The organism is Micromonospora tarapacensis, from assembly GCF_019697375.1.
GTDB lineage: Bacteria > Actinomycetota > Actinomycetes > Mycobacteriales > Micromonosporaceae > Micromonospora > Micromonospora tarapacensis.
In genome coordinates this window covers 39,155-60,209 of sequence record NZ_JAHCDI010000004.1, presented here as the reverse complement: position 1 = coordinate 60,209, position 21,055 = coordinate 39,155, and the positions used below count along the sequence as shown (strand labels likewise).

At 73.4% G+C, this 21,055-nt stretch carries 19 protein-coding genes and 2 pseudogenes; 7 read left to right on the top strand and 14 right to left on the bottom strand.

The window, feature by feature from the left end; translation table 11 throughout:
* Nucleotide 1: 1 nt before the first annotated feature.
* Nucleotides 2-361 carry a histidine triad nucleotide-binding protein gene (locus tag KIF24_RS06340; protein WP_221083241.1) on the bottom strand — a complete coding sequence of 120 codons (360 nt, stop codon included), beginning with the start codon at nucleotides 359-361 and terminating at the stop codon, nucleotides 2-4.
* Nucleotides 362-412: 51 nt separating this feature from the next.
* On the opposite strand from KIF24_RS06340, the gene KIF24_RS06335 reads away from it, so the two are divergent.
* On the top strand, nucleotides 413-1,174 hold the full coding sequence (locus KIF24_RS06335) for an SDR family NAD(P)-dependent oxidoreductase (protein ID WP_221083240.1): 762 nt from the start codon (nucleotides 413-415) through the stop codon (nucleotides 1,172-1,174).
* A 214-nt stretch (nucleotides 1,175-1,388) separates the two neighbouring features.
* On the opposite strand, the pseudogene KIF24_RS06330 reads toward KIF24_RS06335, so the two are convergent.
* From KIF24_RS06330 to hrcA, 3 genes and pseudogenes are all read right to left on the bottom strand, one after another.
* Nucleotides 1,389-2,122, bottom strand: a pseudogene (locus KIF24_RS06330) (16S rRNA (uracil(1498)-N(3))-methyltransferase).
* A gap of 1 nt (nucleotide 2,123) precedes the next feature.
* Nucleotides 2,124-3,268 (bottom strand): annotated as a pseudogene (gene dnaJ, locus KIF24_RS06325) (molecular chaperone DnaJ).
* Between the two features lie 73 nt (nucleotides 3,269-3,341).
* Nucleotides 3,342-4,364 (bottom strand): heat-inducible transcriptional repressor HrcA, encoded by a 1,023-nt coding sequence (gene hrcA, locus KIF24_RS06320; RefSeq protein ID WP_221083239.1) that lies wholly within the window; start codon nucleotides 4,362-4,364, stop codon nucleotides 3,342-3,344.
* 209 nt (nucleotides 4,365-4,573) lie between these two features.
* Here hrcA and KIF24_RS06315 point away from each other — a divergent pair, with 209 nt between their 5' ends.
* Complete coding sequence (locus tag KIF24_RS06315) at nucleotides 4,574-5,170, top strand: DUF4870 domain-containing protein (protein ID WP_221083238.1); 597 nt, start codon at nucleotides 4,574-4,576, stop codon at nucleotides 5,168-5,170.
* A gap of 23 nt (nucleotides 5,171-5,193) precedes the next feature.
* On the opposite strand, the gene hemW is transcribed toward KIF24_RS06315, so the two are convergent.
* Nucleotides 5,194-6,417 carry a radical SAM family heme chaperone HemW gene (gene hemW / locus KIF24_RS06310; protein ID WP_221083237.1) on the bottom strand — a complete coding sequence of 408 codons (1,224 nt, stop codon included), beginning with the start codon at nucleotides 6,415-6,417 and terminating at the stop codon, nucleotides 5,194-5,196.
* Nucleotides 6,418-6,437: 20 nt separating this feature from the next.
* On the opposite strand from hemW, the gene KIF24_RS06305 reads away from it, so the two are divergent.
* The 3 genes from KIF24_RS06305 to KIF24_RS06295 all read left to right on the top strand — a co-directional run bounded on the left by KIF24_RS06305 (nucleotide 6,438) and on the right by KIF24_RS06295 (nucleotide 9,329).
* Nucleotides 6,438-7,226 carry an enoyl-CoA hydratase-related protein gene (locus KIF24_RS06305; protein WP_221083236.1) on the top strand — a complete coding sequence of 263 codons (789 nt, stop codon included), beginning with the start codon at nucleotides 6,438-6,440 and terminating at the stop codon, nucleotides 7,224-7,226.
* A 78-nt stretch (nucleotides 7,227-7,304) separates the two neighbouring features.
* Nucleotides 7,305-8,204 carry a hypothetical protein gene (locus tag KIF24_RS06300; RefSeq protein ID WP_230415314.1) on the top strand — a complete coding sequence of 300 codons (900 nt, stop codon included), beginning with the start codon at nucleotides 7,305-7,307 and terminating at the stop codon, nucleotides 8,202-8,204.
* 189 nt (nucleotides 8,205-8,393) lie between these two features.
* Entirely contained in the window at nucleotides 8,394-9,329 is a 936-nt protein-coding gene (locus KIF24_RS06295) for a phytanoyl-CoA dioxygenase family protein (RefSeq protein WP_221083235.1), read from the top strand.
* 104 nt (nucleotides 9,330-9,433) lie between these two features.
* On the opposite strand, the gene KIF24_RS06290 is transcribed toward KIF24_RS06295, so the two are convergent.
* From KIF24_RS06290 to KIF24_RS06275, 4 genes are all read right to left on the bottom strand, one after another.
* Nucleotides 9,434-10,078, bottom strand: a complete 645-nt coding sequence (locus tag KIF24_RS06290; RefSeq protein WP_221083234.1) for an MOSC domain-containing protein — start codon at nucleotides 10,076-10,078, stop codon at nucleotides 9,434-9,436.
* Nucleotides 10,079-10,259: 181 nt separating this feature from the next.
* On the bottom strand, nucleotides 10,260-10,547 hold the full coding sequence (locus KIF24_RS06285) for a GlsB/YeaQ/YmgE family stress response membrane protein (protein ID WP_221083233.1): 288 nt from the start codon (nucleotides 10,545-10,547) through the stop codon (nucleotides 10,260-10,262).
* Between the two features lie 164 nt (nucleotides 10,548-10,711).
* Nucleotides 10,712-12,589 (bottom strand): translation elongation factor 4, encoded by a 1,878-nt coding sequence (lepA, locus tag KIF24_RS06280; RefSeq protein WP_221083232.1) that lies wholly within the window; start codon nucleotides 12,587-12,589, stop codon nucleotides 10,712-10,714.
* 108 nt (nucleotides 12,590-12,697) lie between these two features.
* A complete protein-coding gene (locus KIF24_RS06275) occupies nucleotides 12,698-13,231 on the bottom strand; it encodes a DUF4240 domain-containing protein (protein WP_221083231.1) in 534 nt (177 codons plus the stop codon).
* Between the two features lie 89 nt (nucleotides 13,232-13,320).
* Here KIF24_RS06275 and KIF24_RS06270 point away from each other — a divergent pair, with 89 nt between their 5' ends.
* Nucleotides 13,321-14,304, top strand: coding sequence for a phosphotransferase family protein (locus KIF24_RS06270; RefSeq protein ID WP_221083230.1), 984 nt, complete (start codon nucleotides 13,321-13,323; stop codon nucleotides 14,302-14,304).
* A 272-nt stretch (nucleotides 14,305-14,576) separates the two neighbouring features.
* Nucleotides 14,577-14,843 carry a 30S ribosomal protein S20 gene (gene rpsT, locus KIF24_RS06265; protein WP_221083229.1) on the top strand — a complete coding sequence of 89 codons (267 nt, stop codon included), beginning with the start codon at nucleotides 14,577-14,579 and terminating at the stop codon, nucleotides 14,841-14,843.
* 205 nt (nucleotides 14,844-15,048) lie between these two features.
* Here rpsT and KIF24_RS06260 read toward each other — a convergent pair whose 3' ends face one another.
* From KIF24_RS06260 to KIF24_RS06240, 5 genes are all read right to left on the bottom strand, one after another.
* On the bottom strand, nucleotides 15,049-15,552 hold the full coding sequence (locus tag KIF24_RS06260) for a hypothetical protein (RefSeq protein ID WP_331461020.1): 504 nt from the start codon (nucleotides 15,550-15,552) through the stop codon (nucleotides 15,049-15,051).
* A complete protein-coding gene (gene holA, locus KIF24_RS06255; protein WP_221083228.1) occupies nucleotides 15,549-16,529 on the bottom strand; it encodes a DNA polymerase III subunit delta in 981 nt (326 codons plus the stop codon). Before holA ends, KIF24_RS06260 begins: the two co-directional genes overlap by 4 nt.
* A 120-nt stretch (nucleotides 16,530-16,649) precedes the next feature.
* The gene (locus KIF24_RS06250) at nucleotides 16,650-19,031 is read right to left on the bottom strand and encodes a ComEC/Rec2 family competence protein (RefSeq protein WP_221087206.1); all 2,382 of its coding nucleotides are present in this window, start codon (nucleotides 19,029-19,031) and stop codon (nucleotides 16,650-16,652) included.
* Nucleotides 19,032-19,141: 110 nt separating this feature from the next.
* A complete protein-coding gene (locus tag KIF24_RS06245) occupies nucleotides 19,142-19,903 on the bottom strand; it encodes a ComEA family DNA-binding protein (protein ID WP_221083227.1) in 762 nt (253 codons plus the stop codon).
* A gap of 364 nt (nucleotides 19,904-20,267) precedes the next feature.
* Nucleotides 20,268-20,987 carry an SDR family NAD(P)-dependent oxidoreductase gene (locus KIF24_RS06240; protein ID WP_221083226.1) on the bottom strand — a complete coding sequence of 240 codons (720 nt, stop codon included), beginning with the start codon at nucleotides 20,985-20,987 and terminating at the stop codon, nucleotides 20,268-20,270.
* Nucleotides 20,988-21,055: the final 68 nt, after the last annotated feature.

Genomic DNA, 21,055 nt, shown 5'->3' with positions numbered 1-21,055 from the left:
GTCACCAGAAGCTCCGGGCCACCATCGGGCCGAGCGGGGCGCCGCCCAGCACGTGCGCGTGCGCGTGGAACACCTCCTGGCCGCCGTACGCCCCGATGTTGAACATCAGCCGGAACCCGTCGCCGAGCAGGCCCTCGTCCTCGGCCACCGTGGCGGCCGTGGCCAGCACCTCGCCGGCCAGCGCCGGATCGCCCTGGGCCAGGGTGGCCACGTCGGCGTAGTGCTCCTTCGGAATGACAAGCACGTGCACCGGCGCCTTCGGGTCGATGTCCCGGAAGGCGAGCGTGGCGGGGGTCTCGCGGACCACGGTGGCCGGGATCTCCCCGGCGACGATGCGGCAGAACAGGCAGTCGCTTCCCATCCGGGCAGTCTAGGTTCGGCAACGCCGACGGGGTGCGGCAGGATGGCGGGCATGACGGCACGGGCGGTATTGGTGACGGGCGGCTCGCGCGGCATCGGCCGGGCGGTGGTCCGGGCCTTCGCGACCGGTGGCGATCGGCTGGCCATCCACCACCGCGACTCGGCGGAGTTGGCCGAACAGCTCCGGACGGAGCTGCCGGGCGAGGGTCACGTGGTGGTCCGCGCGGACCTGGCCGACCCCGACGCGGTACGGGCGATGGTGGACCAGGCCGCCGACCGGCTCGGTGGACTCGACGTACTTGTCAACAACGCCGGCGTGTTCGGCCCGATCGACCCGCCGCACCCGGTCTTCGACAGCAGCTACGAGCAGTGGCGCCAGCGCTGGCGCGAGGTCCTCGACACGAACCTGTTCGGTGCGGCCAACGCCGCCTGGTGCGCCGCACAGCACATGCGGGCGCGGGGCGGACGGATCGTCAACGTCTCGTCGCGCGGCGCGTTTCGCGGCGAGCCCGCCAACCCGGCCTACGGCGCCAGCAAGGCGGGCCTCAACGCGATGGCGCAGTCACTGGCGGTGGCCCTGGCGCCGTACGGCATCGCGGTGGCCACCGTCGCGCCCGGCTTCGTCGAGACGGACATGACCAACGAGTACCTCAAGGCACCGCGGGGTGCGGCGATCCGGGCGCAGAGCCCGTTCGACCGGGTGGCCCGGCCCGAGGAGATCGCAGCCGCCGTGCACTGGCTCGCCAGCACCGAGGCGGAGTGGGCCTCCGGCACCATCATCGACCTGAACGGCGCGTCCTACCTGCGCAGCTGACGCCGCCGGCCGTACCGCACCGCACGCCCGCCACGCTTCCCACCCCGGCACGAAATCCCCTGCTCTGCTTCACCGGACGCACCCGCTGCTCTGCTTCACCGGACGCAACGGTGTCGCCAGCAACCAGGCGTTGCGTCGGTTGAAGCAGAGCAAAGGGCACGAGGAGCGACCGCCGGCCGGCGCGACACGCCGGGTCCGGGTCGCGGTGTGAACGTCACCAGCGCAGCAGACGGGTGGCCAGCAGCGCCAGGGCCGCGACACCGGCGGTGGAGGTGCGCAGCACCGAGGGCCCGAGGCGGACCGGTCGGGCGCCGGCCTCCTCGAAGGCCGACAGCTCCGCGGCGGTGATGCCGCCCTCGGGGCCGACCACCAGCACGATCTCGCCGCGTTCGGGCAGCTCGACGGTGGTCAGCCGATCCGCCGCCTCCTCGTGCAGGACGTAGCCGGCAGCGGCACCGGCGATCCGGCGGGCCACCGACACGGTCGCCTCGTCCGGAGCGCCCGCCACCACCGGCAGCCACGCCCGACGGGCCTGCTTCGCGGCCTCCCGGGCGGTCGCCACCACCTGCCCCGGGCCCGGACGCCCCGGTCACCGCGCCACTGCACCACCGAGCGGCTCGCCGCCCAGGGGACGATCTCGTCCACCCCAACCTCGGTCATCGCCTGCACCGCCAGCTCGCCCCGCTCACCCTTGGCGATGCCCTGCACCACCACCAGCCGGGGGTTCGCCGCGTCGACGTACCCGCGGCGGACCACGTCGAGGTCGAGGGTGCCCCGGCCGGCGGCGGTGACCACGGCGGTGGCCGTACCGCCCCGGCCGTCGGCGAGGAGCAACTCCTCGCCGACCCGCAGCCGCTGCACGGTGGCGGCGTGGTGGCCCTCGGGGCCGTCGAGCACCATCGAGTCGGTGGCCGGCAACGACTCGACCAGGAACAGCGGAGCGGACACGTCAGGCGTGGCCGTTGAAGGCGTCCCGCATCCGGGAGAAGAAGCCGCCCTGCTTGGTCAGCTCGGCGACCTCCTCGCCACGGGTCTTGGCGAAATCGCGCAGCATCCGCTCCTGGTCGGCGTCGAGCTTGGTGGGGGTCCGCACGTCCAGGTGGACGTAGAGGTCACCCCGGCCGGCGCCGCGCAGGTGCGGTACGCCGCGCGCCCGTAGCCGCAGCGTGCTGCCGGGCTGGGTGCCCGACTTGACGTCGACCGGCTCCTCGCTGTCCAGCGTCTTGATGGTCAGCCGGGTGCCGAGCGCGGCGGCGGTCATCGGCACGGTGACCCGGCAGTGCAGGTCGTCGCCCTTGCGGGAGAAGACGTCGTGCGGGCGCTCGTGGATCTCCACGTAGAGGTCACCGGCGGTGCCGCCGCCCGGGCCGACCTCGCCCTGCTGGGCCAGCCGGATGCGCATGCCGTCCTCCACCCCGGGGGGGATCTTGACGGTCAGCGAGCGTCGGGTCCGCACCCGGCCGTCACCGGCGCAGGTCGGGCAGGGGTGCGGGATGGTGGTGCCGTAGCCCTGGCAGGCCACGCACGGCCGGGCGGAGACCACCTGACCGAGGAACGTCCGCTGCACCGACTGCACCTCGCCCCGGCCACCGCACGCCTCGCAGGTGGCCAGATGGGTGCCGGCGGCGGTGCCGGCGCCGGCGCAGGTGGTGCAGAGCACCGCCGTGTCGACCGTGATCGGCGCCTCGACGCCGAAGGCGGTCTCCTGCAGGTCCAGCTCCAGCCGCAGGATCGCGTCGGCCCCCTGCCGGGTCCGCGGCCGCGGACCCCGCCCGGCACCGGTGGCGCCGCCGAAGAACGCGTCCATGATGTCCTGGAACCCGACGAAGGGGCCCGCGCCGCCGGGCCCGCCCGGCCCGCCGGCACCCCGCCGCCCGGCGCGAGCGGGTCGCCGCCGAGGTCGACGATCTGCCGCTTCCGGTCGTCCGAGAGGACCTCGTACGCGGCGTTGATCTCCTTGAACTTCTCCTGCGCCTCCGGATCCGGATTCACGTCCGGGTGATACTGCCGCGCCAACTTGCGGTAGGCGCGCTTGATCTCGTCGTCGGAGGCACCCCGGCTCACGCCGAGAATTCCGTAGTAGTCCCTGGCCACTGCGTTCCGTGTCCTCGTGTTCGTCTCGCGTTACGCCGGTCGGTGGCGGCAGCCTGCCGTCGGCCCTGACTGGTCAGTTCTGGGCCAGCAGCTCGCCCACGTAGCGTGCCACGGCCCTCACCGTGGCGATGGTTCCGGGGTAGTCCATCCGGGTCGGCCCCAGCACGCCCATCCCCCCGACGATGGTCGCCCCCGGGCCGTACCCGGTGCTGACCACGGAGGCCGCCCGCAGGTTGTCGATCTCGTTCTCGTCGCCGATGCGGACCCGCAGCGTGCTCGGCTCCACCTCCCCGATGAGCTTGAGCAGGACGACCTCCTCTTCGAGCGCTTCGAGGATGGGGCGCAACGAACCCTGGAAGTCGAGCAGGCCGCCCCGGGTGAGGTTGGCGGTGCCGGCCAGCGCCAGTCGCTCCTCGTGCCGCTCGACCAGCGTCTCCAGCAGCACCGTGGACAGCGTCGTCATGGCCGGACGCAGGTGCGGCAGGGACTCGTCGATGAGTGACTGCACCAGCGGCGGGGTGTCCGACAGGCGGGCACCGACCAGCTTGTCGTTCGCCAGGCGGCGCAGGTCGATGACGTCGTCGGCGAGGATCGGCGCGGGCAACTCGACCAGCCGCTGCTCGACCCGGCCCGTGTCGGCGATCATCACCAGCATCAGCCGGGTGGTGGAGATCGGCACCAGCTCCAGGTGACGCACCCGGGAACGGGCCAGGCTCGGGTACTGCACGACGGCGACCTGCCGGGTCAGCTGCGCCAGCAGCCGCACAGTGCGATGCACCACATCGTCGAGGTCGACGGCACCGGCCAGGAAGCGCTCGATCGCCCGGCGTTCGGCCGGGCTCAGCGGCTTGACCCGGCTCAGCCGGTCGACGAAGAGTCGGTAGCCACGGTCGGTGGGCACCCGCCCGGCGCTGGTGTGCGGCTGGCGGATGTAGCCCTCCTCCTCCAGCACGGACATGTCGTTGCGGACGGTGGCCGGTGAGACGCCGAGTTGGTGCCGCTCGACCAGCGCCTTGCTGCCGACCGGCTCCTGGGTGGCGACGTAGTCCTCGACGATTGCCCGGAGCACGGCGAGCTTGCGCTCGTCCAGACCCATCCTCCCCACCTCCTGTCGCAGGTCAACCGTCAGCGGCACGGCCACCAGAGGAATACTCTGGCACTCGACTGTAGCGAGTGCCAGTCTACGTCGGTGCCCCCGCCAGCGCGATGATCAAGACATCGGTCCGTACGCAAACCGATCGGTGGGTTGACACTCGCCGGTGTCGCTATGGTGCACCGTTGCCGATGGCACCTACCGTGACCTCCATGACTGAACCACCTCGCCCCCCAGACTCCGGCGACGAACCCACGACTCCACTTTCCGGGTCGCCCGGCCAGGCCGGGTATCCCCCGCCCGGGGGCTATCCGCCGCCCGGCGGCGACCAGCCGCCGCCGGCCGGGTATCCCCCACCCGGTGGCTACCCACCGCCCGGTGGCTACCCGCCGCCGGGCGGCGCGCCCGGTGTCGGCTACCCGACCGGCGGCTACGGCGCCCCGGGTGGCGGCTACGCCAGCAACGAGGACAAGACCTGGGTCCTGATCGCCCACTTCGGCGGCCCGCTGGGCGTGATCGTCGGTGGCGGCCTGTTCGGCTGGGTGGCGCCGCTGATCGCGATGATGACCCGGGGGCAGCAGTCCCCCGTCGCCCGCGCGCACTCGGTGGCCGCCCTGAACTTCCAGCTCACCTGGGCCGTCGCCGGCGTGCTGAGCTGGGTGCTCGCCACGATCACCTGCGGCCTGCTGTTCTTCGTCCCGTTCATCGTCGCGATCGTGCCGGTGATCTTCGGCATCATCGGCGGGGTCAAGGCCAACGACGGCGTGCTCTACCAGTACCCGATGACCTACGCCTTCGTGAAGCGCTGACCGCCTTCGTGAAGCGCTGACGGTCAGGGCAGCAGATCCCGCACCACGGCGTCGGCGAGCAGCCGGCCGCGCAGGGTGAGCACGGCGCGGCCGGCGGCGTGGGCGGGCTCGTCGAGCAGGCCCCGCACCGCCGCCCGCGCCGCGGCCGCCCGACCGGCGTCGCCCAGGACGTCCAGCGGCAGCCCGGTGGCCAGCCGCAGCCGGAGCATGACGTCCTCCATGTGCGCCTCGTCGCCGGTGAGCACCTCCCGGGCCAGCCCGGGTGACCCTCCGGCGGCGAGGCGTTGCGCGTACCCGGCGGGGTGCTTGACGTTCCACCAGCGCACGCCGCCGACGTGGCTGTGCGCCCCCGGCCCGAGGCCCCACCAGTCCCCGCCGGTCCAGTAGAGCAGGTTGTGCCGGCACCGGGCGGCCGGCGTACGGGCCCAGTTGGAGACCTCGTACCAGGAGAAACCGGCCGCGTCGAGGGCGGCCTCAGCGGCCAGGTAACGGTCCGCGGCCACGTCCTCGTCGGGGTACGGCAACTCGCCGCGCCGCATCCGGGCGGCCAGCCGGGTGCCGTCCTCGACGATCAGGGCGTACGCGCTGACGTGGTCCACCCCCGCCGCCACGACCTGGTCCAGCGAGGCGGCGAAGTCCTCGGCCCGCTCCCCCGGCGTGCCGTAGATCAGGTCGAGGTTGACGTGGTCGAACCCGGCGTCGCGGGCCTCCAGTGCGGCGGCGGTGGCCCGGCCCGCGCTGTGCCGGCGGTCGAGGACGGCGAGCACCCCGGGCGCGGCCGACTGCATGCCCAGCGAGATCCGGGTGTATCCGGCCGCCCGCAGTTCCTTCAGCGACGCGGGCGTCACCGACTCCGGGTTGGCCTCGGTGGTCACCTCCGCGTCGGCGGCCAGCCCCCAGGTCCGGTCGATCGCGTCGAGGATCCGGGCCAGGTCGTCGGCGGGCAGCAGGGTGGGCGTGCCGCCGCCGACGAAGACGGTGTCCACCCGGGGCGGCGGGGCATCACCCAGCACCCGGGCGGCGAGCGCCAGTTCGGCCAGCACGGTGTCGGCGTAACCGTCCCGGCTCGCTCCGCCGCCCAGCTCGTCCGCCGTATACGTGTTGAAGTCGCAGTAGCCGCAGCGGCTGGCGCAGAACGGGACGTGCACGTACACCCCGAAGCCGCGCGCACCGACGGACTCGCGGGCGCAGGCGGGCAGCGACCCGTCGGCGGGGACGGGTTCGCCTGCTGGAAGGACGCCGGGCATGGCCACTAGTGTGCCCTCACATGACCTCTCCCGACGTGTTCGTGCGGGTCGCCACGGCCCGTGGGGTGACCACCCTCACCCTGGACAGCCCGCACAACCGCAACGCGCTCTCCACGCCGCTGATGACCGAACTGCTCGCCGCGCTGGACGCCGCGGTCGCCGACGACACCGTCCGGGTGATCGTGCTGGACCACACCGGCCCGGTCTTCTGTTCGGGGGCGGACCTGAAGGAGACGGCGGCGGCGTACGCCAGCGGGACGGTGCCCGCCGGGATGCTGGGCGACGTGCTCGCGGCCGTCTGGGAGTGCCCGAAACCGGTGCTCGCGAAGGTCGCCGGCCCGGCCCGGGCCGGCGGGCTGGGTCTGATCGCGGCCGCCGACCTGGCGGTCTGCGCGGCCGAGGCCACGTTCGCCTTCACCGAGGTGCGGATCGGGGTGATCCCGGCGGTGATCTCCGCGACGGTGCTGCCCCGGCTGCATCACCGGGCCTCGGCCGAGCTGTACCTCACCGGCGACACCTTCGACGGGCGGCGGGCGGCCGAGATCGGCCTGGTCACCGCCGCGGTGCCGGCCGGTGACCTGGACGCCGCGGTGGCGCGGTACCTCGATTCGCTGGTGCGCGGCGCCCCGGCGGCGCTGGCCGGCGCGAAGCGGTTGCTGCGCCGCCGGCCCGGCGCCGACCTGCCGGCCGAGCTGGCGGAGCTGGCCGCCCTCTCCACCGGCTACTTCCTGTCCGCGGACGGGGTCGAGGGGGTGACCGCGTTCCGGGAGAGGCGGTCGCCGCGCTGGGTGGCGGAACTCGACAGGTGAGGCCCGGCCGCGGCGGGGAATCTCCGCAGCGTGCGGGGCCGCGGCCGGCGTAACCGGTCGGACGACCCGGACGGGCCGATGGGGGACGTACCCTTGGCGGACGTCGTACGGGAGGTGTGGGTGCGGGCTCGGACAGTCGTGGCCGGTTTCGTGGTTCTCGTGCTGATCGCCGCGATCGGGATCATCCTCGGGATGCGGCAGGTCGGCGAGCGGCTCCGGCTGCCGTTGACCAGCCGGAGCTGCACGGTGCGGGCCGACGGGAAGGTCGCCCTGGATTCGCACCAGATGGCCAACGCGGCCACGATCGCGGCCATCGGCATCCAGCACGAGCTGCCCGACCGGGCCGTGGTGGTGGCGCTGGCCACCGCGTACCAGGAGTCCGGGCTGCGCAACCTGGCCGGCGGCGACCGCGACTCGGTGGGGTTGTTCCAGCAGCGGCCGAGCCAGGGTTGGGGCACCCCGACCGAGATCCGTGACCCCCGGTACGCTGCCGACCGGTTCTACGTCGCCCTGAAGAAGGTGCGCGGCTGGCAGGACATGCGGGTCACGGACGCCGCGCAGAAGGTGCAGCGCTCGGCCTTCCCGGAGGCGTACGAGAAGTGGGCCGACGAGTCGGAGGTGCTGACCCGCGCCCTGCTCGGTCACGCCACCGGGGCGGTGGTCTGCACCTTCGGCGGGGATCCGGCGATGCGCGGCCAGGCCGCCGCCACGGCGCTGACCCGGGGTCTCGCCCTCGACTGGGGGCTCACCTCGGCGGCCACGGCGGCGAGCCTGACCGGCCTCACGGTCGCGGCGACGGACGAGCGCGCGGGCTGGCGGTACGCGCACTGGCTGGTCTCGCACGCCAACGATCACGGGGTCAGGCGCGTCCGCTTCGGTGACCTGGAGTGGACCAACCGGGGTGGCTCGTGGAGCCGGGTCGACGAAGGCTCCACGGGGGCCGCGGAGGTCGTCGCCGAGGTCTTCGCGGACGCGTAACGACCCCGATCTCCCTACCGGCAGTCACCGCACAATCCGACTTTTCACCTTATATCCCCCCAGCAGACTCGCCCTACACAGCTCGCAGTAGTCATGCCACCGCCACCGGTGGCCATCCCGGTGGGATCACCCCAGGGCACCCCGCAGGACGCGCGTGCGCGCGTTACGATCGGCGGCCTGTGCCCAGAAATGGTTTCACCTCTTGGGGAGGGGTACGACGTGGCGTTCGACTACGGCGACCGGACCGGCTATGAACCGATCAGTGACGTCGACCGCAAGGAGTTCCATGAGCAGGGCTTCCTCCTGCTGCGCAACGTCCTGACCGAGGAACACCGGGCCGCGCTCGAGGCCGCGGTCGACCGGGTGTACGAGGAGGAGAAGGCCAAGGGCAACACCACCAAGGACGGCACCCTGCACCTGCTCGGCTTCCTCGAGCGCGACGAACTCTTCGGCCAGCTGCTCACCCACCCGATCGCGTTCCCCTACATGTGGGGCCTGGCCGGGTGGAACATCTACACCCACCACAACCACCTCGACGTCACCCCGCCGGCGCTGGAGCCGGAGAAGCCGTACTGGGGTTGGCACCAGGACGGGTACCGGCAGAACTCCGACCCGGAGACGATGGACCCGAACCTGCCGCGGCCGATGTTCTCGCTGAAGGTCGCCTACGTCCTCTCCGACCTGTCGGAGAAGGGCCGCGGCGCGACCAAGGTCATCCCCGGCAGCCACCTGCGGAACTCGCTGCCCCGGCCGGCGGACCTCAGCGTGCACAACCCGGATCCGGAGGGCACCGTCGAGATCACCGCCAACCCGGGCGATGCCTTCATCTTCGACCGCCGCCAGTGGCACTCCCGGTCGACCAACCTGTCCGACATCACCCGCAAGATGCTCTTCGTCGGCTACACCTACCGGTGGATCAGGCCGCTGGACGAGCTGCACCCCGACAGGGACGGCGAGTGGTACCGCAACCGCACGCCGGTGCAGCGCCAGCTTCTCGGTGAGGGCACCCACACGGCGAACTACTGGGGCATCAACTGGGACGGCTACATCGACGACGAGATCCCGCTGCGCAAGGAGCTCAAGGAGCGCGGCCTGCTCGACCGCAGCATCCCCTGGCTCCGCTGACCCGCGCGGCGGCAGGACGGGCCCAGGCCACAACGGACGCTGGACGTTGTGGCCGGGGCCCGTCCGCACACCCGCACGCGCCGACCCGTCAGCTCGCCGGGCCGTCAGCTCGCCGGGCCGGCGAGCCGGCGGCGCGCCCGGTCCCGGATCGGCTCCGGCAGGTCCACCGCCGCCAGCAGCCGGGGCAGCAGCGCCGGCTCCAGGCTGGTCGCCCGGAACACCTCGCCGACGGTGACACCGTGCGCCGGCCGGTGCACGACCTCCACCGGGTCACCGGCGTCCACGTCGCCCTCCCGCAGCACCCGCAGGTACGCCCCGGGCGCCGCCCGCACGGTGAAGCGCCTGATCAAATCCGGTACCCCCCAGAAACCGGCGAACGTGGTGCACGGTGTGCGCGGCATCGTCACCTGGAGCACCGCCTGGCCGACGGACCACCGTTCCCCGATCACGGCGCCGGTCACGTCCACCGCGTACGTGGTGAGGTTCTCGCCGAAGCCACCGGGACGGATGGTGCGGCCGAGTTCGGCCGCCCACCACGCGGCGTCCTCCTCGGCGTAGGCGTACACCGCCTTGTCGGGGCCACCGTGGTGGGCCCGCTCGCCGATGAAGTCGCCGGTGACCCCGTCGGGGTGGAAGAGCACCGGCACGTCGACGGGCCGCTTGTCGATGCCGCTGCGACCGCTCGCGTCGCCCGCCCATTCCGCCTCGGTCACGATGCCGACGTTCACCGATGCCACCCTGCCCGTCATGATCGACAGCCTAACCCCTCTCCGGGCGAGCCGGCGAAGGGAAGGTCTCCCACCCGCCGGCCGTCTCCGGCAGCTCGGTCCGGGTGCCACGCGGCGGGTTCGCCGGCATCGCCCGCGCACCACGGCGTACCCGCACGAAAGGCGCCCGACCTCGATGGTCGGGCGCCTTTCGGATCGACTGTTACCGGTGGGTGACTCCCCGGCGGCGGCTGCCCACCCCGGCGACCAGCGCGACGGCCACGGCGGCCAGCAGCACCTGGAGCATCAGCTCCCGCCAGTCGAGGCCGGCGGTCTCGGCGAAGCCGGACGCGCGGGCGATCACCGTGCCGAGCAGCGCGGCACCGACACCGATGAGCATGTGCAGCCAGATCGGCATGGGCTGCCGGCCCGGCACCACCAGTCGGCCCAACGCGCCGATGATCAGACCGACGATCAGCGCGGTGATGATGCCCCAGACGGTGAACTCCATGATCGCACTCCTTCACAAAAGACGTTCCACGTCGTGTGGCGTTCCTGTCGTGAACCGCCTAATGCCCGACCCGCGAAGATCCCAAACCGCCCTTTCTGGCGGAAGAGTCCACGATGGTCACGACAGATCGCGGCGAACGCGAGACGACGCGATCGGGCCGGCGGTCACTTCTTCCCGGACGCCTTGCCGTCGCCGGAGTCGGAGGAGAGCGCGGCGATGAAGGCCTCCTGCGGGACCTCCACCCGGCCCACCATCTTCATCCGCTTCTTGCCCTCCTTCTGCTTCTCCAGCAGCTTGCGCTTACGGCTGATGTCACCGCCGTAGCACTTGGCGAGCACGTCCTTGCGGATCGCCCGGATCGTCTCCCGGGCGATGACCCGGCTGCCGATGGCGGCCTGGATCGGCACCTCGAACTGCTGGCGCGGGATCAGGTTGCGCAGCTTGGCGGCGATCGTGGTGCCGTAGGCGTACGCCTTGTCCTTGTGCACGATGGCGCTGAACGCGTCCACCGGTTCGCCGTGCAGCAGGATGTCGACCTTCACCAACTCGGACGCCTGCTCGTCGGAGGGTTCGTAGTCCAGCGAGGCGTAGCCCTTGGTCCGGCTCTTCAACTGGTCGAAGAAGTCGAAGATGATCTCTGCGAGGGGCAGTGTGTACCGCAACTCCACCCGGTCGGCGGAGAGGTAGTCCATGCCGAGCAGGCTGCCCCGGCGGCCCTGGCACAGCTCCATCACCGCACCGACGTAGTCGTTCGGGGTGAGCACGGTGGCGCGGACGACCGGCTCGTACACCTCGGCGATCTTGCCGGTGGGGTACTCGCTGGGGTTGGTGACCACCAGCTCCTGGCCGTCCTCGGTGATGGCCCGGTAGACCACGTTCGGGGCGGTGGAGATCAGGTCGAGGTTGTACTCGCGCTCCAGCCGCTCTCGGATGATCTCCATGTGCAGCAGGCCGAGGAAGCCGCAGCGGAAGCCGAAGCCGAGCGCACCGGAGGTCTCCGGCTCGTAGTCGAGCGCGGCGTCGTTGAGCTTGAGCTTGTCCAGCGCCTCGCGGAGGTTCGGATAGTCCGAGCCGTCGATCGGGTAGAGCCCGGAGTACACCATCGGCTTCGGGTCCTTGTAGCCGCCCAGGGCCGCCTTTGCCGGCCGGGAGTTGATGGTGATCGTGTCACCCACCCGGGACTGGCGGACGTCCTTCACGCCGGTGATCAGGTAACCGACCTCGCCGACGCCGAGCGCGTCGGCCTTGACCATCTCCGGGGAGATCACCCCGATCTCCAGCAGTTCGTGGACCGCGGCGGTGGACATCATCTTGATCCGGTCCCGGGCACTGATCCGCCCGTCGATGACCCGGACGTAGGTGACCACGCCCCGGTAGACGTCGTACACCGAGTCGAAGATCATCGCGCGGGCCGGGGCGTCGGCGTCACCGACCGGCGGAACGAACTGCCGGACGATCTCGTCGAGCAGGTACGGCACCCCCTCGCCGGTCTTGCCGGAGACCCTGATGCAGTCCGCCGGGTCGCCGCCGATCAGGTGGGCCAGTTCCTCGGCGTACTTCTCGGGCTGCGCGGCCGGCAGGTCGATCTTGTTGAGCACCGGGATGATGCGCAGGTCGTTCTCGAGCGCCAGGTAGAGGTTCGCCAGCGTCTGCGCCTCGATGCCCTGCGCGGCGTCGACAAGCAGGATCGCGCCCTCGCAGGCGGCCAGTGACCGGGACACCTCGTAGGTGAAGTCGACGTGACCCGGGGTGTCGATCATGTTGAGCACGGCCTGCTCGCCGGCCCGCTCACCGTCGGCGATGGTCCACGGCATCCGGACGGCCTGGCTCTTGATGGTGATGCCGCGCTCGCGCTCGATGTCCATCCGGTCGAGGTACTGGGCACGCATCTGCCGGGGGTCGACCACGCCGGTGAGCTGCAACATCCGGTCGGCCAGGGTCGACTTTCCGTGGTCGATGTGGGCGATGATGCAGAAGTTCCTGATCCGCGCCGGGTCGGTGGCACCAGGAGCGTTCGCGCCGGGATCGAGCGTCGGTGGCACAGCGGTCCGTTCTGGTCGGCTGACGTGAGCGGGCCGGCACCCGCCAGCCCCCCCTCTATGCTCCCACGTCCCCGGCGGGCAGCCGCCGCGCGGGCGAACCCCGCCCGCTCACTCCTGAGGTGGCTCGACGAAGAGGGTGGCGAGCCGGGGCAGCCGGCGCCGGGCCTCGTCGGGGTCGTCGAAGTCCCAGAATTCGTTCAGGTCCGGCTCGCGCGCCGCACCGCGGTCCGCCGGGAGGTCGGTCGCGGTCGCCTTGCGGTACGCGTCCCACGGCACGGCGAGCATGTCCGCACACTCGAACTCCGCACCACTGAGCGAGGCGGCCCGGACCTGCGGCAGGTCGGCCAGCGAGTCCGGCTCGGCGACGGCGCGGGCGAAGACCTCCCGCCCCTGGGTCATCAGCCAACCACGGAAGGACTCGAAGCCGTCGTCGGAGGCACCCCCGTTGATCAGGTACGCGGCGCCCCAGAGGTCGACCCGGTACGACGCGGCGAGGACCCGCTGCTGGTGGTGGGCATACCCGACGATCTCCTCGGGAGCCCGGGCGGCGAGCAGCGCCACGGCCCGGGCGGCGATGGCGGCCGGTTCCGCCCCACCGGTGCGGGCGCGGTCGACCAACTGCCAGAAGTCCTCGGTCCTCATGGCCTGGCAGTCTGGCAGACGCCGCCCGGCGGCACCTGACTCCACGCCACGTCTCGCCGGACGGTACGGCACCGGGGCAGCATGGTCGGGTGAACACTCCGTCCCCGCCGCCCCCGGCCTACCACCGCACGGCCCAGCGACCCGGGTGGGAGGCGCTGCCCGCGCAGGTACGGGCCGCGGTGGCGGGGCGACTGGGCGCCCCGGTGGTCGAGGCCCGCGTCGCCGGTGCCGGGTTCACCCGCGGGTTCGCCGCGGTGCTGCGCACCGTCGACGGAGGTAGCGCGTTCGTCAAGGCCGCGGCGCACGCCGAGCAGCCGCACCTGGTCGACTGGTACGCCCGGGAGGCGGCCGTGCTCGCCCGGCTGCCCGCCGGGCTGCCGGTGCCGCGCCTGCGGTGGACGCTGTGGCAGGCGGGCTGGTACGCGCTCTGCCTCGACCCGGTCGACGGCCACACCCCCCGGTTGCCCTGGGACCCGAGCGAGCTGACCGCCACCCTCAGCGGCTTCGCCGACGTCGCCGCGGCGCTCGCCGGCCCGCCCGCCGAGCTGGCCGCCCTCGGGCTGCCCCGGTTGGCCGACCTCGCCCGCGACGACATCCTCTGGTGGGGCGAGGTCGCCGCCGGCCGGGAACCACTGCCGCCAGTGCCCGCCGCCCGGGGACGGCTGGCCGAACTGGTCACGCTGGAGTCGAGGTTGCCCGGGTACGCGGCCGGCGCCACCGGGCTGACCCACGGTGACCTGCGGGTGGACAACGTGCTGATCGACCGCGCCGGTGCCGCCTGGTTCTGCGACTGGCCCTGGCTGTGTCACGGGCCGGCCTGGTTCGACCTGGCCGGGCTCCTGATCACCGGGTACGCCGGCGGGCTGGACGTCGATCCGCTCTTCGCCGCGCACCCGGCCGCCGCCGGCGCGCCCGACGACGCGCTCGACGTCACCCTGGCCGCGCTGGCCGGGTACCACCTCACCGCGGCCGCGTCGGCGCCACCAACCGCGTCGACACACCTGCCGGCACACCAGCGGTGGACCGGCGAGCAGGCACTGGGCTGGCTGGCCCGCCGCCAGGGCTGGACCTGACCGCTGCCGGCGGCCTGGCCGCTGCCGGACGCCGGTCTGACCGCTGCCGACGCCGGTCTGACCCAACGGTGATCGCACTCGACCCCCGATCGAGCACGATCGACGGCCGACCTGCACACGGGCGTTTGCGGCGTGGGGTGACGCGGCGCCGTTCCGGTGCCGTTTTGGCCGGGCCCGGACCGACCTGGTAGCCTGGCCCTTCGCGCAGCGATGACGCATGCTCGTCGCGCGCACAAGCTGACCAACCCGAGCTATCAAGACGAGGCTGTCGCGTGGCGAACATCAAGTCCCAGATCAAGCGCAACCGGCAGAACGAGAAGCGCCGGCTGCGCAACAAGTCGGTCAAGTCGTCGCTGAAGACCGCCATCCGCAAGTTCCACGAGGCCGCTGAGTCCGGTGACGCCGAGAAGGCCGCCGCCCTCATGCAGGATGCCTCGCGCAAGCTGGACAAGGCGGCCAGCAAGGGCGTCATCCACGGCAACCAGGCCGCGAACCGCAAGTCCGCGATCGCCAAGCGCGCCGCGTCGCTTGCCTCCTGAGCCGGCGGCCCAGACCTGACGGAAGCCCCGGGGGCGCACCCCCGGGGCTTCCACACGTCCACCGCCGTGCCGATACCGACGGTCCCCTCGACGTGCGGCAGAGCCCTCGTCGAGCTGAGGCGTGTCCGGGTCGACTCGGCTCCGCAGCCTGAGCCCGCTGAGCCACCCCTGCGGCGCCTGCCCAATCGGTCTGAGTCCGGTTTGATCAGGATCCCGGCTCGGCAGTGCCCTGCCGCCGCGCCGCCTTCGGCCCGGGACCGGAGCCGTTTGCACCGGGCTCGCCCGTGCCGGGCCCGTCCGTGCCGGGATTTTCGCCTGCCACCGGCTCCCCACGGACCACCGCACCGGGCACGCTGTGCCGCAGCCAGTCGACCCGGGCCCGCCCGACGACCGGCTCCACCTGCCGCCGGAACCGGTCACGTTCCTGCTCGGGCACGGCGGCGGCGGAACGGACCACCACGGCGGCCACCACGTCGTTGAGCTTGACCATGACGGCCACCGCCGCGGGCAGCACCAGCACCGCCCACCAGCTCACCAGTTCGGCGAGCGCGAGCAGGGCCGCCAGCGCGATCGCCCCCTCGAAGAAGACGAAACAGAGCACCCCACCCGGATTGACGAACCGCAGCCCGAGCACCCGGGCGTAGAGCGGCCGGTGCCGCTCCTCGTCGGCCGGGATCGTGGCCCACGAGCCACGAACGGCTCTGCTCACCTGGCGACGCCCTGCCGCGCGGCGGCGACCGAGAAGACCGCCTTCTCCAGTGCGTACGCCCGGTCGTCGGAGCCGCCCTTGACCGCCGCGTTGCACTGGGCCGCCGCCCGCATGGCCCGGACCAGCCCGTCGGGCGTCCAGCCACGGGCCTGTCGTTGGGCCCGTTCGACCTTCCACGGCGGCATGCCCAGGCTGCTGGCGAGTTGGTACGGGTTGCCCCGCCCGGCCGAGGCGACCCGGGCGACCGTACGGATCCCGTCGGCGAGGGCGTCGGCGATCGGCACCGGGTCAACGCCGACGTGCAGTGCCCAGCGCAGCGCCTCCAGTGCCGCCGGCACGTCGCCGACCATCGTGGCGTCGGCGACGGTGAAGCCGCTCACCTCAACCCGGCCCCGGTAGTAACGGGCGACGGTGTCGACGCCGATCCGGCCGTCGGTGTCGGCCATCAGCTGGGAGCAGGCCGCCGCGAGCTCGCGCAGGTCGTTGCCGACCGCCGCGATCAGGGCCTCGGCGGCGTCGTCGGTGCATCGCCCGCCGGCTCGGCGGATCTCGCCGCGGACGAAGGCCACCCGCTCGCGATGCCCCTTGAGCCTGGCGGCCGGCACGACCTCGGCACCGGCCGACCTCAGCCCGTCGGCGAACGCCTTGCCCTTCGCCCCGCCGAGGTGCGCGACGACGAGCTGCACGTCCGGGTCGGGGTGTCGCGCGTACGCCAGAAGGGCGGTGACCAGGTCCTTGCGGGCGTCCTGACCGGACCGGAGCACCAGCACCCGGCGACCGCCGAACAGCGACGGGCTGAGCATCTCGTCGATCTCGCCGACGGTGAGCTGGCCGGCCTGGTACTCGCGCACGTCGACACCCGGCTCGGCGGCCCGGGCTGCGGCGATGGTTTCGGTCACCGCACGCGTGGCGAGCAACTCCTCGTCGCCGAGGACGAGCACAATAGGAGCGGCGCTGGCGGCGGTCACGCCGCCCATATTCGCATGCTCGGCTGTCTGGTCCAGCCTGCTCGTCGGTACTGCGCCGCCAGCCCCCGCACTCAGCGCAAATCCAGACATTCAACTTATTCTCCACTTTCGGTGCGAACCGGAGCCGACTCATGGCGTACGCAGGCCCTGGTCGGCGCCGCCCGTCGCCACTGCGAGCCCGTCCGGCGCCCGGACCACCGCCACGTCCCCGTCGGTGTCGGTGCGCAGCACGCGCGCCCCGCCCCTGGCCAGTCGGGCCAGCACCGCCCCGTTGGGGTGTCCGTAGGTGTTGCCCGCGCCGACCGGCACCAGGGCGACCGCCGGGCGGACCGCGTCCAGAAAGGCCGGATCCTGGTACGCGCTGCCGTGGTGGGCGACCTTGAGCACGTCGGCCCGAAGCGCCGGTGACGGCAGTCGCTCCCGCAGTGCCCGCTGTTCCTCGGTCTCGGCGTCACCGGTCAGCAGGATCCGCACCCCGGCGACCGTGACGAGCAGCACCACGGAGTTGTTGTTCGGATCCGACCGGGTTCCGCGCATCGGGTAGGGGGGCCCGATGAGGACCAGGTCGACCGTTCCGGCCCGATATCGCCACCCGGCCGCGGCGGCCACCAACGGGGTGCCGTGCGCGGCGGCATTGGTCTGCACGAGCTCCCGGCCGACCGCCGGCTCCGGCCACTGCGGGGTCAACACGGTATCCACCCGCCGTCCCCGGAAGATCCCGGCCGTCCCTCCGCTGTGGTCGACGTGGAAGTGGCTGACCACCAGCAGCGGCACCTGTCGTACACCGAACCGGCGCAGGCAGGCGTCCGCCGCCGCAGGATCCGGGCCGGCGTCGACCACCACTGCCCGGCCGGCCGACACCGGCAGCAGCACCAGGTCGCCCTGACCGACCTCGCAGACCGCGATCACCCAGCCGGCCGGCGGCCAGCCGGGGGCGATCACCCGCACCGGCAGGGTGCCGACCATGACCGCGACCGTGCACACCGCCACCAGGCGTCGCACCACCGGCCGCCGGGCGGCGACCAGCAGTGCGACGGCCAGAGCCGCCAGCAGCAGTGCCCCGGAAACCCCGCCCGGCCAGGGCAGGTTGCCCGCCGGCAGCCGGGCACCGCAGCGGGCGACCAGCACCAGCCACCACGCCGGCCAGTGCGCCAACCAGGCAACGGCCTCCGCGCCGGCCGGCCAGACCGGCGACACGATCGCCGCCACCACGCCGAGCACCGTGGCCGGCGCGATCGCCGGCACCGCGAGGAGGTTGGCCGGCACCGCGACCAGGCTGACCGTGCCGGTCAGGCCCGCGATCACCGGTGAGCACGCGAGTTGCGCGGCAGCCGGCACCGCCAGCGCCTCGGCCGCCCCCGGCGGTACGCCCCGCCGGCGCAGTCCGTCCCGCCAGCCCGGGGCGAGCAGCAGCAGGCCGCCCGTGGCCAGGACGGACAGCGCGAAGCCGGCATCCCCGGCCAGCTCGGGATCGACCAGCACCAGCACCGCCACGGCGGCGGCCAGCGCGGGAACCGCCGCCCTCGGCCGGCCGGCGGCCAGCGCGGCGAGCCCGACCGCGCCCATGGTGGCCGCGCGCACCACGCTCGGCGACGGCCGGACCAGGATCACGAAGCCCACCAGGGTCAGCCCGCAGAGCCCGGCGGCCAGGGCCGGGCCGGCGCGGGCCCAGCGGGCCAGCAGCAGCACCGCCCCCACGACTATCGCGACGTTGGAACCGGACACCGCGTTGAGATGTGTCATCCCGGTCGCGCGGAAGTCGTCCTCCACCGCGTCGGGCAGTTGGCTGGTGTCCCCGACGACCAGGCCGGGCAGCAGGCCACCCGGATCGTCGGGCAACGGGGCACACGCCCGCTGCAGGCCGGCCCGGAGCCGACCGGCCGCCCGTTGCAGGGCCGACGACGATCCGAGCCGGACGGGCGGCCCGCCGGCCATGAGCACCGCCCCGGTGAGGTCACCACCGCGCGGCTCGGCCAGGCGCCCCTCGGCCGTGAGCCGTTGCCCGGGCAGCAGGCCCCGCCAGGCCGGGTCGTCGGCGAGCACCAGGACGCGTGCCGGCACGCTGACCCGCTGACCCGCCGGGCCGGTGACGGTCACCAGCCTGGCCGGCACGAGCAGGACAGGTGGACGGCCCACGACGCCGCCGCGTACCGCCCTGGGGTCTTCCCGCACGACCAGTTCGGCGGTGACCCGGGCGCGCTCGTCGATCAGCGCCTGGAGTGGCTGCGCGTCCCGTACGGCCAGCCGGGCCGAAGTGGCCGCACCGCCGCAGACCACGCCGATCAACACCGCCACGACGATCCAGCCGGAGCGCCGGACGACCGGGCCGGGACGACCGGCGAGCCCGAGCAGGTGCGCTGCTCCCAGCCCGGCGAGGACGGCCGCGACCGCGGCCACCAGCAATCCCCGCCGGGCGTCGAGGTGCAGCCCGGCCAGCGCGGTGAGCCAGGCGGCCGCGGCCAGTCCGGCCAGCCGGAGATCGGGGACGGCCGCGTCGGCGGTAACGGCGATCGCCCCGGCCCACGGAAGGGCCGGGGCGGCCGGACTCTCCCGGCCGGCACCGTCGACCCGGCCGGCACCGTCGGCCGCCCGCGCCGGCGCTGACTCGGATGGCCCGCCGGTCACACCGTCACCAAGTCCTTGAGCTGCTCATACCGTGCGTCGCCAATGCCGTTGACCTGGCGCAGATCGCCGACGGACCGGAAGCCGCCGTGCCGGTCGCGGTGCTCGATGATCCGCTGGGCGAGCACCGGTCCCACTCCGGGCAGCGCTTCGAGCTGCGCCGGCGTCGCGGTGTTCAGGTTGATCCGCCCGCCGATGCCGAGCGCGCCGTTCGCTGCCGGGCCGCCGGCGGGCGGAACTCCCGCCGGCGGGGTGGGTGCCGGTACGCCGACCAGGATCAGCTCGCCGTCGCTGACCTTGCGGGCCGGGTTCAACATCGCCACGTCCACCCCCGGCAGGACGCCCCCGGCGGCGTCGATGGCGTCGGCGACCCGCGCCCCGATCGACAGGCGCACCAGGCCGGGCCGGCGGACCTTCCCCGCGACCGCGACGACCAGCTCACCGGCGGGCGCCTCGCTCGGCTCGTCGGCGGGCGTGCCGGCCGGCCCCGGCGGCGCGACGGTGCCCGTCACGGCGACGACCGGCTCCACCTGTGGCCGCGACCGCCAGGCCCAGACGCCCGCGCCGAGCACCACCAGGACGGCGACGACCGCGAGCGCCCGGACTCCCCGCCGGCCCGGGTCGAACGCCCCGGACCCGGCAATCGGGACACCGGCGGCGCCTCGTCGGCCACCTGCTCCCGCTCGGCGCCCGCCGCGCGGGCCGCACCGACCCGGCAGCCCGGACGGAATCGGCAGCCTTGACGCGACCGGCAGCACCATCGGACCCGGCCGGGATCGATGCCGCCGGCTCGACGTCGGCCGGGCCGTGCATGGGCAGCAGCGCGGTCGGCCAGTCCGTCGCGGACGGCGCGGTCCGGGCGGGCGGCATCACGTCATGGCCCGGCACCGGCGGCATGTCGAGCCCGCCGACCGACGCACCGGCCATCAGTCGCCACAGGCGCTGCCGGACCACCGTCTCCTCGTCGTTGGACACGGCGCGAGGCTAGGACGGCGAGGCCGGGTGCCGTGCGGCGAGCGGAGCCCGGCTGTGGACAGCCGGGTCACTGTGGACAACGCCCTGATCATGGACAGACTGTGTTAGACCGCGTGCCCGAGGGTCAGGCCGGTGACCCCACCAGCCCCGTCAGTGGGATTCCGGGTCGAGGCCGAGGGCGGCACGCCCGCCGTCGACCGGCAGAATGACCCCGTTGACGAAGCTGGCCGCCGGCGAGAGCAGGTACGCCACCGCCTCGGCCACGTCCTGCGGCCGGCCGATCCGGCCCACCGGATGCAGCCGGGCCAGTTCCGCCTCGATCCGCCGCGCCTGGTCCGGTTCCGCCCCGGCGAGCAGCGCCTCGTGCCGCTCGGTGGCCACCGAGCCGAGGGCGACGGCGTTGGCCCGGATGCCGTGCCGGCCGTACTCGACGGCCAACGCCCTGGTCAGTCCCTCTATGGCGGCCTTGGCGGTGGCGTACGGCAGGCAGCCCGGCACCGGCCGGCTGGCCTGGTGGGAGGAGACGTTGACGACGGCGCCGGCGGTACCGGCGGCGAGGAAGCGGCGTACCGCGATGGCGGCACCGACCACGGCGGGGCGCAGATTGCGGCTGATCAGATCGACGACCTCGCCGACCGGGGCGTCGTGCACGGAGGCGTCCCGGAACACGGCGGCGTTGTTCACCCAGCCGGCGAGCGGTCCCGCGCGTTCCGCGAGGTCGGCGGCGCGGCCGGCGACACCCTCGTCGGCCGCGTCACCGACCACCGTCGCCAGCCGGCCGGCCTCGGCATGCCGCTCCACCCAGGACACCGCGCCCGGATCGCGCTCGATCACCACGACGGTCTCGCCCCCGGCGAGCAATCGCTCCACGATCCCCGCCCGACGCCCCGCCCGCCCCCGGTAACCACACAAGACACCCCCGCGCCCCTCCCGCCCTG